The sequence below is a fragment of the Mucilaginibacter oryzae genome (assembly GCF_003148845.1).
GTDB classification, from domain to species: Bacteria; Bacteroidota; Bacteroidia; order Sphingobacteriales; family Sphingobacteriaceae; genus Mucilaginibacter; species Mucilaginibacter oryzae.
The window spans coordinates 1-15378 of record NZ_QGHA01000020.1 but is presented as its reverse complement, the minus strand read 5'-3'; the positions used below and the strand labels follow the sequence as shown (position 1 = coordinate 15378).

The window sequence follows — 15378 nt, the reverse complement described above, 5'->3', positions numbered from 1 at the left end:
TTATCCCGCCTGTATTAAAATACCCTGCTGTAGTGCAGGTGTATAGCTGATAAACTTTTCATCAGCCCACTCCATAACCCAGCTACCCGGTTTGCCGTTACGCACCCGCAGCAGATCAACCTGCCAGCGTGGGTGCCCCAGTCCGGGCAGATCGTCTATAGGTTCGCTTGGCAGTGATGTGATGCGCCACCGGGCGGTGCAGGCCGTGTTACCCAACTGCCCGGCATCAAGCAATATAAAACCGGTTACCCGGCTTTGTTCTACCGCAAGTTGTAAACGGCGCGATTGTTTAAAGTCCATCGAGCGCACTTCGGCAATTACGGCTGCCAGCCCGGTACATTTCAGGGCTTCTTCCATGGCCCATAGTACATCTTTTTCGTGCAGTACGTTTACAAATATTACCCGGTGCGGTTCAACCCCAAAAGTTTTAAGGGCCGGGGGGAATACGGTTTGCGCCATGCCTATCCACAGGCAGGCCCCGCCGCGCCGCATTAATACCGATAGCAAGGCGGCGACAAAACCACCCGAAGCCGCCGCCTGGCTTATATCTTCGGTCAATAACTCGTGAATGGCACCGGTAGGGAAAACACCGTTTGGAAAAGCCGCTTCAACAGGCCCTAAACCAAAAGTTTCGGCAGTATCTGATGAAGGCGGCCTGAAACCTTCCCATAGCAAAATATCTTTTTGCAGCTTACTGATGATATTTTGACGGGTATCGGACATCAATTTAAAAACTGTTTCTCTTTAACAATAACAAGCTCTCTTACAATGAAATCAGGAGAATTTCCTTTAAGAAAAGAGGTGCCATTGCCTATGTAAAATGCCTCACCCCAGCCCTCTTTAAAGGAGAGGGGGCGCCTTGTTTCTTGTCCTCTCTTTTGGAGAGAATTTAGGCGAGGCTACACTTAGGATTTCTCTTAAAAGCGATTCCCCTTACAATTAAATCCATCTTAATGGCTTTGAATTATAAGAATTCTTTGCAAATTTAATGCTAAAAATATTAGTATTTTAAATCTTTTTTGAAAAAAAATGGGTAGGGAGGTAATTCTGAAAAAAAATGATATATAAAAGTGTTCTTTGGTGTGTTTCAGCCATATCGATGCCCGGTGCCAAACATACTAAATCCCTACCATCTCCTTTAAAAAGATATCTTCAATCATTTTAATCTGCTCGGCGTAAATAGATTTTTTACGCGTGCCGAAATAAAGCGTATTCTCTACCCGGTTAAATCCATCCCATAAAATATGTACATGCCCGGCCTCCAGTTCTTTCTTCGATAAAAAATCGGGAATTACAGCTACGCCGTTCCCATTGCTTAAACACCGGATGATGGAGCTCATGTTAGGTACAATATAGTTGTGCTTAAAATCGGGTCGCTTGCCAAAGTTGGCATGCCAAAACCGGCGGAGGTGCTCCATATCGCTGGCGGTGCCGTACCACTTTTGTTTAATGAGCCAGTTGTGCACGGCCTGTACATCGTTGCTGTTTACCAGTTGGTCAAAATCTTCTGTATTGGTTTTTGCACCGGCAATAACCACTATTTTTTCTTTAAAAAAGGGTTTGTATTCAAGCCCTTTATAATCGCCTTTTTGCGGGGTGATGATCATATCCAGCACACCCGAATCCAGGTCGGCCAGCATTTCGGGGTACTCGCCAAATTTGATGAACACATTAAAGGGCAGGGTAGGCAGGTACGACTCGAGCGTGAACTGAAAAGTTTCAAAACACATACCTATATTAATGGTGGGGATATCCTTTTCGGTGCTTTTATGAAAATGTCGTTCAGCATCCTCTAATCGCGAAACTGCTTCCTGCACATAGTTATACAGGATCTTGCCCCGCTCGGTAGATACCATTTTGCGCGAGGTGCGATCAAACAGTTTATAGCCCACATAAGCCTCGAGCGAGTTTAAATGTAAACTAACGCCCGGCTGCGAAATAAACAGCGTTTCGGCAGCGCCCGTAAGCGAGCCGGTTTCATAAATAGCCTTAAAGGTACGGAACCACTCTAAGTTTACCATGTGTTATCTATTATAATTATGATACAAAAGTATAATTTATACTATTTTAATAGTAGATAAAAGCGAATTAGTTTTGCATCAACAAACAAAGAGATTAAAAAAATGAAGAACATATTTGTAATAAACGGTGGCCAGGTATTTGGCCATTCGGGCGGCAGGTTTAATAAAACACTGCTCGATGCCACAATCAATTATTTTGAAAACATACCCGGTTTTGAGGTGCGCTATACCGATATCAACAAACCATACCACCCTAAACAGGAAGTTGAAAACTACAAATGGGCCGATGTAATTATTTACCATACCCCCGTATGGTGGTTTAGCCTGCCGCATGGATTTAAACAATATATTGATGTGGTGTTTACCGAAGGCCATCAAAACGGTATTTATAAAAGCGACGGGCGCTCGGCAACCAACCCAACTATTAACTATGGTACCGGCGGTATGCTGCACGGCAAGCAGTATTTGTTAACCACCTCGTGGAACGCGCCTAAAGAAGCATTTACTTTACCCGGCGAGTTTTTTAACGGGCGCAGTGTTGACGAAGGCGTATTATTCGGTTTTCACCGCATGAACGCGTTTACAGGCATGACGCCGCTGGAAAGCATCCATTTTCATGATGTTGAAAAGAATGCCGATATTGTAAAAGATCTTGATCGTTACCGCCAACATCTCGACAAACTATTTATCAATAACAACCAACATGAAAATTTACTTAACCGCACTGCTTAAATGCAAACCTGGCTATGCCGCGCAGATAAAACCAATTTTAGAGCAACTTGTAGCTAATTCGGTACAGGAGGCAGCCTGCCTGCAATATGAATTATACCAGGATAATGACAATGAAAACCAGTTCATTTTTCATGAAACCTGGCAGGATGCCGCAGGGCTTGAGCAACATACACAACAACCGCATTACCTGCAATTTGGCAAACAAGCAGGCGAAATGCTGGATGGCGGTGTAACAGTATATAAAACGCAGCGCGTTGCGTAAGGGCAGGTAAAAGCAATGAGTTATGCCCCGGCTTAAAAAGCCGGGGCTTTTTTTATACCGGGAGATTGATTGACGTTGGTTTTTACTTAATTTAGTAATGCCAATTAAATCCTTTTATGATGATGAATAAACGCATCCTGCTGCTTACAGCGTTTTGTTTTGTATTGCCACGTTTAACCTCGGCTCAAAACCGCGGTATTGAAACTTACCGGGAGCAATACCGTCCGCAAATTCATTTTTCGCCGGCGGCGCACTGGATCAACGATCCTAACGGCATGGTTTATTTTAATCATACTTATCACCTGTTTTTTCAATATTATCCGGATGCTACCGTATGGGGACCGATGCACTGGGGCCACGCTACCAGTACCGACCTGGTACATTGGAAAGAACTGCCTATAGCTCTATACCCGGATAGTTTAGGTTATATTTTTTCTGGAAGCGCGGTTGTAGATTCAAATAACACCTCGGGTTTTGGCAAAAACGGAAAAATACCCCTGGTGGCTATATTCACCCATCATGATCCGAAGGGTGAAAAGGCGGGTACGGATAACTTTCAAAACCAAAGCCTTGCCTATAGTTTGGATAATGGTGTTACCTGGACAAAGTATGCCGGTAACCCGGTATTGAAAAATCCGGGAATTAAGGATTTTCGCGATCCGAAGGTGATGTGGTATGCCCCGAAAAAAAAGTGGATAATGACACTGGCTACCAAAGACCGGATCACCTTTTATGTGTCGCCCGATTTAAAGCGATGGAAAAAGGAAAGCGAGTTTGGTTTAACTATAGGTGCGCATGGCGGCGTGTGGGAATGCCCGGACCTTTTTCCGCTTAAATTGAATGGTAAAACATATTGGGTACTTATTGTAAACATTAACCCCGGCGGCCCTAATGGCGGTTCGGCAACGCAGTATTTTACCGGCGATTTTAATGGCAGCAAATTTACCTCGCGCGATACCAAAACCCGCTGGCTGGATTACGGTCCCGACGAGTATGCCGGCGTTACCTGGGGCAATACCGGGAACCGTAAAATTTTCCTGGGCTGGATGAGCAACTGGGAATACGCCAACCAGGTGCCTACTGTAAAATGGCGCAATGCCATGACCATACCTCGCGAACTATCTTTAAGAACAGTTAAAGGTGAAGTGCTGCTGGCTTCGTTACCGGTTAAACTTAATGCTATCACTTCAAAAACTTTGGTTTTGAAACCGGCTGTTAAGCCGGATCAGGATCTTTTGGCCGGCCTAAATAAACAATATAAGCAGTTTAAGTTGGATGCCAAACTTAATGCAAAGCCAGACTTTAAAATTAAGTTATCGAACGACGAGGGAGAAATGATAGTTGTTGGTTATGATCAGCAAAAGCAAAATTACTACATTGACCGTTCGGCTTCGGGCAAAACTGATTTCAATCCTAACTTTGCTAAAAATGCCTACGCGCCGAGGCTGGCCTATGCTAAAACATCCGATATTCATTTAATTATCGATGCTTCATCCATCGAGTTTTTTGCAGATGGAGGTTTAACCACCATGACGGCCGTTTGCTTTCCCGGAAAGCCTTATAAGCATCTTCATATCGAAACTTTAAAAGGGGCTGATATCGCTGCATTATCTGTTTCGGGGATGGCATCTGTTCATGGCAAATAGGTGAATTTATGTTGACATCTGATTGGAGAAAGAGAAAAGCATCCCTGGTTTAAAAATATAACTTCATGCTAAAGCCGCTTTAATACCCCATATCACTATATTTGTCGCCATAGTTCTTTACTTTACTTCATCAACCGGTAAGGGTTTTACTTAATTGTAGATTAATAGGGAATAGTGTGCAAATCACTAACTGTCGCGCAACTGTAAGTAACACACAAGGTTTTTGCCATTTCATGCCCACTGTTCATTAACTGAATGGGAAGGGCGGCAAAAATGTTACAAGTCAGGAGACCTGCCTTTTACTGAATTGACAATGCTTTCGCGGTATGAAGCTTAGGTCGAGGGGTTTTGATTTTACTTGCTTTTACGGGGTATGTTATGCCCGGTGATGGCCTGTGCCTGTACACCTTTTCCCCTGGTTTTTTATATCTGCAAACATTGCGAAGCTTAGCTCAAAGGGCTTTTAACCGATTTATTTATTAATCAATTAAAAGACATGCTAACGCAAAACTTAGGCTACCCGCGTATTGGTAGTCGGCGCGAATTAAAAAAGGTCTGCGAAAATTACTGGGCAGCCAAAACGGGATTAAAAAATGTACTTACGGTAGGTAAGTATATCCGCGAAGAAAACTGGCTGCTGCAAAAAGAAGCCGGAATCGATCTGATCCCCTCAAATGATTTTTCGTTTTATGATCAGGTGCTTGATCATTCGTTTATGTTTGGTGCTATCCCTAAACGCTATCATGAGGTGATAGCACAAAAAGGCAATACCGAACTTGATCTGTATTTTGCCATGGCCCGTGGTTATCAAAAAGACGGGCTTGATGTGGTAGCCATGGAAATGACTAAATGGTTTGATACCAATTACCATTACATCGTTCCCGAATTTTATAAAGATCAGCAGTTTAAACTCTTTTCCACCAAAATTATCGATGAGTTTTACGAAGCGAAGCAGTTGGGGATCCTGAGCAAGCCGGTGGTGATCGGCCCGGTATCGTACCTGTTGCTGGGTAAGGAAAAGGAGAGCGGTTTTAACAGGATTGACCTGGTTAAAAACCTGTTACCCGTTTATTTTGATATCCTGAACAAACTTAAAGCTTTGGGTGCAGAATGGATACAGTTTGATGAACCATTTTTAGCCCTTGATCTGGACGAAAAAGCACGGCAGGTTTATAAAGACACTTATCAGGCAATAAAAAAGGAGTTTCCGTCGCTTAAAATAATGCTGGCAACCTACTTTGAGCAACTGGGCGATAATACTGCGCTGGCAACTTCATTACCTGTTGATGCCCTGCATATCGACCTGGTACGCGCACCGAAACAGTTAGATAGTGTATTAACACAGCTGCAGGAAAAAGTAATCCTGTCGTTAGGGGTGGTTGACGGCCGCAATGTTTGGAAAAACGATTTCGATAAATCGCTCGAAATAATCAAAAAGGCGGTTGGCACGATAGGCGCCGAACGCGTTTGGATAGCACCTTCATGCTCACTGATGCACTCGCCCTGTGATTTGCAGAACGAAACCAACGAAACCGTGCTTACCCCCGAAATTAAGCAGTGGCTGGCATTTGCCCGTCAAAAAATAAGCGAATTGGTAACGCTGGCTAAATTATCTGATGCTGAAGTAAGCGGCGGCAGCCTGCATCAACTGGCTATCAACCGTGAAGCTAACGAAGCGCGCCGCTCATCAACTTTAATTCATAACCGGGCTGTTAAACAGCGGGTGGCGGCCATAACCGAAAATGATGCGAAGCGGACAAATGTTTTTTCGATCCGTAAAGCGCTACAGCAGCAGGTATTTAACCTACCGCTTTTTGCTACAACCACCATCGGTTCGTTCCCGCAAACTGCCGAGGTGCGCGGCTGGCGCGCCCGTTTAAAAAAAGGCGAACTAACCCAAACCGAATATGATCAGCTGATTGCCGCCGAAACCGAAAAAGCGGTGAAATGGCAGGAGGAAATTGGCCTTGACGTATTGGTGCATGGTGAGTTTGAGCGTAACGATATGGTAGAGTACTTTGGCGAACAACTGGCCGGTTTTACTTTTACGGCCAATGGCTGGGTACAAAGCTATGGCAGCCGCTGTGTGAAGCCACCTATTATTTATGGTGATGTTTCAAGGCCTGAAGCCATGACGGTTAAATGGTCGGCCTATGCGCAGTTTTTAACACAGAAATGGATGAAGGGGATGCTAACCGGGCCGGTAACTATTTTACAGTGGTCGTTTGTACGGAATGACCAGCCACGCTCCGAAACCTGTACGCAAATAGCGCTGGCCATTCGTGATGAGGTGTGCGACCTGGAAGCTGCCGGAATAAAAATTATCCAGATAGATGAGCCCGCCATACGCGAAGGCCTGCCGCTGCGCAAAGCCAACCGGGAAAAATACCTGGACTGGGCGGTTAAAGCCTTCCGTATTTCGGCAAGCGGCGTTCAGGATACTACGCAAATTCATACGCATATGTGCTATTCGGAATTTAATGACATCATCAAAAACATAGCTGATATGGATGCCGACGTGATTACGATAGAAACATCCCGATCGCAAATGGAGCTGTTGGACGCTTTTGCCGACTTTAAATATCCGAATGATATAGGCCCGGGCGTTTATGATATCCATTCGCCGCGGGTGCCTGATCGTATGGAGATGATCAGCCTGCTTAAAAAGGCACAGGCCGTTATACCCGATGCCCAGCTTTGGGTAAACCCGGATTGTGGTTTAAAAACCCGGGGCTGGGATGAAACCAAAAGCGCTTTAATTGAAATGGTTGAAGCAGCTAAGGTTATTCGTGAAAGCGTGGACAGCGATGTAACTGCTTAATAAGTAATTAATGGCGCGTACATGAGGCGCGCCATTATATTTACAAAGATGCCGAACCTATCCAGCTAAAACATTAAACTCATCCGTCCCCCGCACACGCTCCAATTCTGCGCCAACAGGCAAATCCAGGTAGGGGATAATGGCTTTATCATAATTGGCAATGGTATTTACGTCATAAACCGAGGTGTTGGCCGGATCATCCACATAAGCCTGATCTTCGGTTCCGGAGAAAAATCTCCAGCCGCTGTCCAGTTCATTATGGGCATCTTCCCGGTACATGTAGTCAACCGCGAGGCCGTCAACTGTAATTTTATCTGTGGCCAGGCAACCTCCCATGGGGGCTATTAACTGTTTTATTTCTTCTGGCTTAAGTTTAAAGTTTTTACTCATAGGTTCATTTTGCTGTTATATAAAATTATCAATTTTTTTGATACCCAATAATACGCTAACGCTTTAAAGTTGCCGGGTTTAAACAAGTTGCGCTTGTGCTTGTTATGCTGCAATGAAACACCAGGAACGGCCGTATCAGCCAATTGAAAACTATGGTATTATAGGTAACATGCAAACTGTAGCGTTGGTATCGCTCAGGGGCTCTATCGATTTTATGTCGTTTCCGCGGTTTGATTCGCCTACTATTTTCGCTTCATTGCTTGATTCGAAAAAAGGCGGCTATTTTGCCGTCGAGCCCCAATTAGATTATGCGACTACCAAACAACTTTATATCCCAGGGACGGCCATCTTACTGACACGCTTTTTCGCCGATGGGGGAATTGCCGAAATTACAGATTATATGCCGCTGCCCCACACCGGCGGTGTTTCGGTTTGTGCAATTGTACGTAAAATTACCCCGGTGCGCGGCGCTATTAAGTTTAAAATGAATTGCGTGCCGCGGTTTGATTATGCCGGTGCCAGGCATGAAGCCGAATTAAAAGAAAACGGTATTATTTTTCGCAGCATTAATGACGGCAATGCCAAACTGAAGCTGATGGCCGACATAACCCTGAAATTAAAAAAGGCCGACGGGTACGCAGAGTTTACTTTAAAAGAAGGCGAAGTTGCCCATATCGTGCTCGAATCGATGGAAGAGGGCAGCGAACAGGCTTTCAGCAATATTGATTACTATGTAAAGCAAACGTATCGTGAAACCATACATTTGTGGCGCACCTGGCTTAACAAAACCAACTATAAAGGGCGGTATAGTGAACATATTTACCGCTCGGCAATCACACTTAAACTGTTAACCTCAGCGCAGTTTGGGTCGGTGGTTGCGGCGCCTACCTTTGGTTTACCTGAAACTATTGGCGGCAATCGCAACTGGGATTACCGCTTTACCTGGATCCGCGACGCGGCGTTCACCATGTATGCCTTCCTGGCGCTGGGAATGAATGACGAAGCAACAGCTTTTCTTGACTGGATCTTTAACCTGTGCCAGGAAACCAAACTGCAATTACTATATCATATTGACGGAAGAGCTGGCGTAAAAGAGGTTGAATTAAAGCACCTTGACGGCTACAAAGGCTCAAAACCGGTAAGGATAGGCAACGGTGCCGCTCAGCAAACACAGATAGATATTTATGGTGAACTGATTGATACCATATACATTTACAATAAAACCTATAAACCTATTACTTACCAGTTTTGGGAATTGATAACCAAACAGGTTGAGTGTGTGATCAGCGACTGGCAACTACCCGACCACGGCATCTGGGAAATAAGGAATGAAAAGAAGGAGTTTTTGCACACCCGCCTGATGTGCTGGGTGGCTATGGACAGGGCCATTAAAATAGCAGAACACCGGGCTTTTCCTTACCCTGAAGCTGAATGGCGCGCGGTTAGGGACGAGATCTATAAAGATATCTACGATAATTTCTGGAATGACGAAGTAGGGGCATGGGTGCAATACAAAGGCGGCCATCATGTTGATGCGAGTGCTTTATTAATGCCCTTAACGCACTATATTTCACCACTGGAGCCGCGTTGGCTTTCTACAATGAAAGTGATTGATAAGGAACTTAAACTGGATGTGTTGATTAACCGTTATCAAAACAGTATCGAAAAAGTCGACGGCCTTGACGGCGAGGAAGGCACTTTTAATATGTGCTCGTTCTGGTACATAGAAGCGTTGGCTAAAACAGGAGAAATTGACAGGGCGGTAGAGAGTTTTGAAAAAATGATGGGTTATGCCAATCATCTTGGCTTGTTTAGCGAAGAATTGGGCAAAAAGGGCGAACATCTTGGTAATTTTCCGCAGGCGTTTACCCATCTGGCGTTAATCAGCGCGGCGCTTGAACTGGATAAGCAATTAGGGCGCCAGCGCGAATTAACCCTCTAAATAAATGTCTTTTCAGGATGTAAATTATTATGGCATATTCTCAGTTTTTTTGGAATATTTAGGCGATTGCTTAACCATTATCATTCGCATCCTGTAATTCTTTGATGTTGATTTTAGTCATCTGCATCATGGCAGCCATAACCCGCTGCGCTTTTGCCGGATCAGGGTTGTTGTAAAGCAATTCGCTCATCATCGCAGGTGCAATTTGCCAGGTAACGCCAAATTTATCCTCAAGCCAGCCGCATTGATTGGTTTTACCGCCGCCTGCGGGGAGAGCTTCCCACAGGTAATCAATTTCTTCCTGATCTTTACAATCTATATAAAACGATACGGCAGGCGAGAAGGCGAACATGGGGCCGCCGTCTAACGCCATAAACTGCTGGTCTTCTATCCTGAAGGTTGCCACAAGCATTTTATGGCCGCTCCGGGCATCCGTAAGGAAGTTCAATTCGCTTTCCGAATTTTTAAATACTGATGTGTAAAATTTTAAGGCCTCTTCAAGGTTGCCGTTAAACCATAAAAACGGATTTACTTTTTGGGGTGCTTTAAATGTTGCCATGGTATCTGTTTGATTTAAATGTTTTTTGATAATTCAAAGTTACTGGTCGCCACAATAATGGATAGCGTACTAAAACGACGAGATGCGGGGGCGATAGCGACAAGCTGGATTTTATGCCAGGACATTTTTCGTCTATATGAAGTACAATCCTGCAGTGCCTGTGCAGCGTTAGTTGCCTCTAAATACTTCGCAAAAAATAAGCATCTTTGTACCTCGTAAATTTCAATACTATGCTATTGCCGATATTATGACAACTAACCCGGTTATTATTGATAGTGAGGAGTTTGTTGGCAGAGCCGAACAAGTTATGCTTAAGGAAAAAATCACTACTTTGATTATTGGTTCAGCTAAAAATCGTTCATTTTCAGGTTTTTATCAAATTTATACCACTTAATATTAATCGGAATAAACAATTATGCCGGTTTACAGTTAAAGTGATGCTGTGTTATAATGCACAATTATTAACTTTACGTTATCTAAATACTACCGTATTACATGTCTGATCAATCTACCCCGATCACTAAAAAATTTCAACCGCCTGCAACCATTCGTATTGCTATTATAGGGCTTGGCTATGTGGGCTTACCGCTTGCTGTAGAGTTTGCGAAAAAATACCCTGTTCGGGGTTTCGATATCAAGCAAAGCCGGGTAGATGAACTCAATAAGGCTTTTGACAGGACGCTTGAAACAGATAGCGATGAACTGCTTTCTGTGTTAAATTCGGCAACAGAAAACAGAGGGCTTTTATTTACTTCACAAGCCGCCGATATTTCAGCATGCAATGTATACATAGTTTCGGTTCCCACACCAACAGACCGGCACAATAAACCCGATCTTGGTTTGCTGGTGAAAGCAAGTAAATCAGTAGCAGGTGTATTGAAACCCGGAGACGTGGTTATTTATGAATCAACAGTTTACCCGGGTGTAACCGAAGAGGTTTGCGTACCGATCCTGCAGTCAGAATCGGGGTTGCAATATAACAGCGATTTTTTTGCAGGCTATTCGCCTGAACGGATTAACCCCGGCGATAAGGTTCATACGCTGACCAATATCCTTAAAGTAACTTCCGGATCAACGCCCGAAGCCGCCGATTTTATAGACGGGCTTTATCGCTCTATTGTAACCGCAGGTACACATAAGGCACCCAATATTAAAGTTGCGGAAGCCTGCAAGGTAATCGAAAACTCGCAGCGGGATATCAATATTGCCTTTGTAAATGAACTGGCCAAAATTTTTAACATCATGGGTATTGATACGCATGCAGTGTTGGCCGCCGCCGGTACCAAATGGAATTTTTTAAATTTTAAACCGGGCCTTGTAGGCGGGCACTGCACCGGTGTCGACCCTTATTACCTCGCAGCAAAAGCCCAGCAAATGGGTTACCATCCCGAAATTATCCTGGCAGGGCGAAGACTTAATGACGGCATGGGATCATATGTGGCGATGGAGGTTATCAAGCTGATGGTCAAAAACGACATCCCGGTGAAAAACTCAAGTATATTGATATTGGGTTTTACATTTAAAGAAAACTGCCCGGATGTGCGCAATACGAGGGTTATTGATATTGTGGAAGGGCTGCGTGGGTTTGATGCGAGGTACGAGATCTACGACCCATGGGCCGACCCAGACGAAGTTAAACGAGAATACGGTATAACAACCGTAAAAACCATGGATAATTTAACCGGTAGTTATGATGCTGTAATTATGGCCGTAGCCCACCGCGAATTTTACAACCTTGATTATAAAGCCCTCAAGAAAAATGATTTGTCGGTAATTTACGATATCAAGGGGCTTATTGACACTGATTTGGTAAACGGGAGATTGTAACTGTTTTTTAAACAGTTATTTTTTGAATAAAAAATCATTGTTTAGCCATTAGTAACTCAGATTTTATTTTGAATGAATTTCTTAATTTTTAATTTTGTGGCTGTTAGAATAATACATTCGTAACCTTGATCACTTTTCATTATGACATTGTTATTTGCAATAATTATTCTAATTTTATCGAGGATACTACAATAAGCTCACATACATGATTCACAGATACGCTACTTTTATTAAAGCAGTGAACCTTACCATCGATTATATTATACTTAATATGAGCATGGTAATTTCTTACTTCATCGAAGACCGGTCGTACATTTTTTGGATAAGCAACAGGAAATATTTACCTGTTGTTTTGGTTTTTAACCTGATCTGGCTGTTGTCCGCAAATATTACCGGGTTATACGAGCATGTATTGAACAAAGACTCCATAAAGACTTATCGCGGCGTAATTAAAACGTACCTTCTTTTTGTAAGCCTGATTTGTTTTACCATTATCATTTTAATTGGTACCAACGCCTACTTTATAACCCGCGAATATCTTTTTTATTCACTGGCTTTATTTGGTTTCTTAATAGGCTTGTGGAAGCTTATTTTCCTTACCATCCGTAAAAGTGATCGCGCATCGCTTATTGATACCCGTAATGTGATCATTATAGGCGGGGGCAGAGTTGGCGCGGATTTATACGGCTTTTTTAAGCAAAACCCGGAAAGGGGTTATAATCTTGTGGGTTTTTTTGATGACAATAATAACCGTGTTTTAGAAGAGGCCTTATACCTTGGCCGTACAGATGATTGTATCAGCTATGCGTTAAACAATAAGGTTGACGAGATTTTTTGTACGCTGCCCAACTCGGAGGCCAACAAGATAGAGCGGCTGATGCTTGATGCCGATAAAAACCTCATCAGGTTTAAATTTGTACCCGAGTATTATGACTATGCCAAGAAACCAACATTTATTCAAAGCTTTGGTCATATCCCGGTTATATCTGTAAGGCCCGAACCTTTGGAGAACATGCTAAACCGTTCAATTAAACGGATGTTTGATATTTGTTTCGCACTGTTCGTAATCCTTTTTATTTTCAGTTGGTTATTCCCCATACTGGCCATTATTATTAAGCTGGAATCAAAGGGGCCGATATTTTTTGTTCAGGAACGTTCGGGCAGGGATAATAAACCCTTCAAATGTTATAAATTCCGCAGTATGCGGGTTAATAACGATTCGGATAAAAAGCAGGCCACCCGCGGCGATTCGCGTATAACCAAATCAGGCGCATTTATCCGCAAAACCAGTTTGGATGAACTGCCGCAGTTTTTCAATGTGATATTGGGCAATATGTCGGTTGTAGGGCCGAGGCCACACATGATCAGCCACACTCAGCAATACTCTCAGCTTATTGATACCTTCATGGTTAGGCACTTCCTTAAACCCGGTATTACCGGTTGGGCACAGGTAAGGGGACTTAGGGGCGAAACCCAAACCACCCAGGCCATGCTTGAACGTGTGGAAGCTGATGTTTGGTATCTCGAAAACTGGTCGTTTTTGTTAGATATGAAAATTATTTTCCTTACTGTTTGGAACGTAGTAAAAGGCGAGAAAAACGCGTTTTAATATGCCCGAATTTCGCGATCAGTTAAATCGTGTAATCACGCTTAACAATACGCCTAAACGTATAATAACAATAGTTCCGTCGCAAACGGAACTATTGTTGTATATAGGCCTTGATAAAGAAATTGCAGGTATAACCAATTTTTGCGTACACCCGGCGGATAAACTCGAAGCCATCCCAAGAGTAGGAGGGCCCAAACAACTCAATATTGACAAGATCAGGTCACTCCAGCCAGACCTCATTATAGCCAACAAGGAGGAGAACGACAGGTACCAGGTTGAATTGCTCATGCAGATTTACCCTGTTTGGGTGAGCAACGTGAAAGATATAGATTCTGCGCTTCAGATGATTGCCACCGTAGGAGATATAGTGGGAAGGCGTGAACAAGCTAAAGCACTATGTGCTGAAATTGTCAGTCGTTTTAATATTTTCCCCCGGACCAGGGCCAATCTAAACAACTTAATGGTTGCTTATTTAATATGGCGCAAACCGTACATGGTTGCGGGGGCAGGCACCTATATCGATCATATGCTTTATACCTGTGGTTTGATAAATGTTATAAAGCAGGACAGGTATCCTGTAGTTGATCAAAATGAACTTATAAGGCTGAACCCATCCGTTATATTTCTATCATCCGAGCCTTATCCGTTCGGGCAGAAGCACATCGCTGAATTTAACGCCATTTTGCCAAATGCACATGTAATGCTGGTAGACGGCGAAATGTTTTCCTGGTACGGTAGCCACCTTTTGCTTGCACCTGGTTACCTCGGTAAACTGATAAACGACCTTAACGGAAAATTAATATCAACTAAATGAGCGTGATAGCAAAAAGATTACAAATATGTTTTTTTATTTACTACTAAACGCTATCTTTGCAGCCTGTTAAATCAGAAACGCGGAAGTGGCGTAATTGGTAGCCGCACCAGACTTAGGATCTGGCGCCGCGAGGCGTGGGGGTTCGAGTCCCTTCTTCCGCACTTATAAGTAAAACCCTTCAAAGTCATTGATTTTGAAGGGTTTTTTTAGTTTGATAGATTTATTTAACTTTTTTATTTTTATTTAAATTATTGTATACTAAACATTTATCGGTTCGAGTTCAATTACCTTTGAAATACGCTTGCCAACGATAGGAGTGAAGATACCTTTTATTCCTTGCTATGTACACTCTTGGGTATCGATAAATATTTTTCTTAAATCCAAAACGCAATACTTATTTCAATTAGCTCTTTTAAAATCAAATTGTTTTCTATCATTAAGCTTTTAAAGACATGGGATCACCCTTAAATAAACATTGGGATCAAGCAAAAAAGTTGGGGGGCTGTAGATATTTTGATAGTTTAGTTAGCTTAAAAGATAATCTTGGAAACCGAACTATTAAAACTGCTGCTACCCTCAAATCTTGTAGAACAATTCGAACTTATCCGTATCGAGCAACAAACTGATGGCTATCATTTATATCTTGACCAGCGAAACCGTCCCCCGGGTGAGTATGAGGGTCACAAACTGGAATCCAAAGGATTTGTTGATCAGGTTACATTACGCGATTTTCCGCTTCGGGGCAAAGCATGTTT

14 protein-coding genes, 1 tRNA gene and 1 riboswitch are annotated in these 15378 nt (G+C 43.2%); of the genes, 11 read left to right on the top strand and 4 right to left on the bottom strand.

The genetic code is table 11. The features are described from left to right. A complete protein-coding gene (locus tag LX99_RS24560) occupies positions 1–723 on the bottom strand; it encodes an ImuA family protein (protein WP_109610855.1) in 723 nt (240 codons plus the stop codon). A 395-nt stretch (positions 724–1118) separates the two neighbouring features. Beyond that, positions 1119–2021: a LysR family transcriptional regulator gene (locus tag LX99_RS24555; RefSeq protein WP_109610853.1), complete on the bottom strand. Its 903-nt coding sequence runs from the start codon at positions 2019–2021 to the stop codon at positions 1119–1121. A 102-nt stretch (positions 2022–2123) separates the two neighbouring features. Between LX99_RS24555 and LX99_RS24550 the strand changes: the two genes are divergently transcribed. The 4 genes from LX99_RS24550 to metE all read left to right on the top strand — a co-directional run bounded on the left by LX99_RS24550 (position 2124) and on the right by metE (position 7482). Continuing rightward, complete coding sequence (locus tag LX99_RS24550; protein WP_109610851.1) at positions 2124–2753, top strand: NAD(P)H-dependent oxidoreductase; 630 nt, start codon at positions 2124–2126, stop codon at positions 2751–2753. Next, positions 2725–3015 (top strand): putative quinol monooxygenase, encoded by a 291-nt coding sequence (locus LX99_RS24545; protein WP_022833765.1) that lies wholly within the window; start codon positions 2725–2727, stop codon positions 3013–3015. The genes LX99_RS24550 and LX99_RS24545 overlap by 29 nt, the downstream gene beginning before the upstream one ends. Positions 3016–3131: 116 nt before the next feature. Further along, positions 3132–4661, top strand: coding sequence for a glycoside hydrolase family 32 protein (locus tag LX99_RS24540; protein WP_211319088.1), 1530 nt, complete (start codon positions 3132–3134; stop codon positions 4659–4661). Between the two features lie 124 nt (positions 4662–4785). Continuing rightward, positions 4786–4975, top strand: a riboswitch (cobalamin riboswitch). A gap of 182 nt (positions 4976–5157) precedes the next feature. Then, a complete protein-coding gene (metE, locus tag LX99_RS24535; RefSeq protein WP_109610848.1) occupies positions 5158–7482 on the top strand; it encodes a 5-methyltetrahydropteroyltriglutamate--homocysteine S-methyltransferase in 2325 nt (774 codons plus the stop codon). A 57-nt stretch (positions 7483–7539) separates the two neighbouring features. Here metE and LX99_RS24530 read toward each other — a convergent pair whose 3' ends face one another. Next, on the bottom strand, positions 7540–7872 hold the full coding sequence (locus LX99_RS24530; protein ID WP_022831188.1) for a DUF2185 domain-containing protein: 333 nt from the start codon (positions 7870–7872) through the stop codon (positions 7540–7542). Between the two features lie 112 nt (positions 7873–7984). Between LX99_RS24530 and LX99_RS24525 the strand changes: the two genes are divergently transcribed. Further along, complete coding sequence (locus tag LX99_RS24525; protein ID WP_109610846.1) at positions 7985–9814, top strand: glycoside hydrolase family 15 protein; 1830 nt, start codon at positions 7985–7987, stop codon at positions 9812–9814. A gap of 70 nt (positions 9815–9884) precedes the next feature. On the opposite strand, the gene LX99_RS24520 is transcribed toward LX99_RS24525, so the two are convergent. Further along, entirely contained in the window at positions 9885–10373 is a 489-nt protein-coding gene (locus LX99_RS24520) for a VOC family protein (RefSeq protein WP_109610843.1), read from the bottom strand. Between the two features lie 247 nt (positions 10374–10620). On the opposite strand from LX99_RS24520, the gene LX99_RS25845 reads away from it, so the two are divergent. The 6 genes from LX99_RS25845 to LX99_RS24495 form a co-directional block, all read left to right on the top strand. Then, positions 10621–10767 carry a CBS domain-containing protein gene (locus tag LX99_RS25845; protein ID WP_170122791.1) on the top strand — a complete coding sequence of 49 codons (147 nt, stop codon included), beginning with the start codon at positions 10621–10623 and terminating at the stop codon, positions 10765–10767. 101 nt (positions 10768–10868) lie between these two features. Next, positions 10869–12200 carry a nucleotide sugar dehydrogenase gene (locus LX99_RS24515; protein ID WP_109610840.1) on the top strand — a complete coding sequence of 444 codons (1332 nt, stop codon included), beginning with the start codon at positions 10869–10871 and terminating at the stop codon, positions 12198–12200. 205 nt (positions 12201–12405) lie between these two features. Continuing rightward, entirely contained in the window at positions 12406–13809 is a 1404-nt protein-coding gene (locus tag LX99_RS24510; RefSeq protein ID WP_109610837.1) for an undecaprenyl-phosphate glucose phosphotransferase, read from the top strand. Between the two features lies 1 nt (position 13810). Continuing rightward, entirely contained in the window at positions 13811–14623 is an 813-nt protein-coding gene (locus tag LX99_RS24505) for an ABC transporter substrate-binding protein (protein WP_109610835.1), read from the top strand. A 79-nt stretch (positions 14624–14702) separates the two neighbouring features. Then, a tRNA-Leu gene (locus LX99_RS24500) sits at positions 14703–14784 on the top strand. 382 nt (positions 14785–15166) lie between these two features. Continuing rightward, positions 15167–15378: ISAon1 family transposase N-terminal region protein (locus LX99_RS24495; RefSeq protein ID WP_456238160.1), on the top strand; the 212-nt coding region annotated here is incomplete at its 3' end.

What these genes read in the sequence shown, in the direction of transcription:
- LX99_RS24560 (WP_109610855.1), bottom strand. Translation starts at nt 723, where the DNA reads ATGTCCGATACCCGTCAAAATATCATCAGTAAGCTGCAAAAAGATATT.
- LX99_RS24555 (WP_109610853.1), bottom strand. Translation starts at nt 2,021, where the DNA reads ATGGTAAACTTAGAGTGGTTCCGTACCTTTAAGGCTATTTATGAAACC.
- LX99_RS24550 (WP_109610851.1), top strand. Translation starts at nt 2,124, where the DNA reads ATGAAGAACATATTTGTAATAAACGGTGGCCAGGTATTTGGCCATTCG.
- LX99_RS24545 (WP_022833765.1), top strand. Translation starts at nt 2,725, where the DNA reads ATGAAAATTTACTTAACCGCACTGCTTAAATGCAAACCTGGCTATGCC.
- LX99_RS24540 (WP_211319088.1), top strand. Translation starts at nt 3,132, where the DNA reads ATGATGATGAATAAACGCATCCTGCTGCTTACAGCGTTTTGTTTTGTA.
- metE (WP_109610848.1), top strand. Translation starts at nt 5,158, where the DNA reads ATGCTAACGCAAAACTTAGGCTACCCGCGTATTGGTAGTCGGCGCGAA.
- LX99_RS24530 (WP_022831188.1), bottom strand. Translation starts at nt 7,872, where the DNA reads ATGAGTAAAAACTTTAAACTTAAGCCAGAAGAAATAAAACAGTTAATA.
- LX99_RS24525 (WP_109610846.1), top strand. Translation starts at nt 7,985, where the DNA reads ATGAAACACCAGGAACGGCCGTATCAGCCAATTGAAAACTATGGTATT.
- LX99_RS24520 (WP_109610843.1), bottom strand. Translation starts at nt 10,373, where the DNA reads ATGGCAACATTTAAAGCACCCCAAAAAGTAAATCCGTTTTTATGGTTT.
- LX99_RS25845 (WP_170122791.1), top strand. Translation starts at nt 10,621, where the DNA reads ATGACAACTAACCCGGTTATTATTGATAGTGAGGAGTTTGTTGGCAGA.
- LX99_RS24515 (WP_109610840.1), top strand. Translation starts at nt 10,869, where the DNA reads ATGTCTGATCAATCTACCCCGATCACTAAAAAATTTCAACCGCCTGCA.
- LX99_RS24510 (WP_109610837.1), top strand. Translation starts at nt 12,406, where the DNA reads ATGATTCACAGATACGCTACTTTTATTAAAGCAGTGAACCTTACCATC.
- LX99_RS24505 (WP_109610835.1), top strand. Translation starts at nt 13,811, where the DNA reads ATGCCCGAATTTCGCGATCAGTTAAATCGTGTAATCACGCTTAACAAT.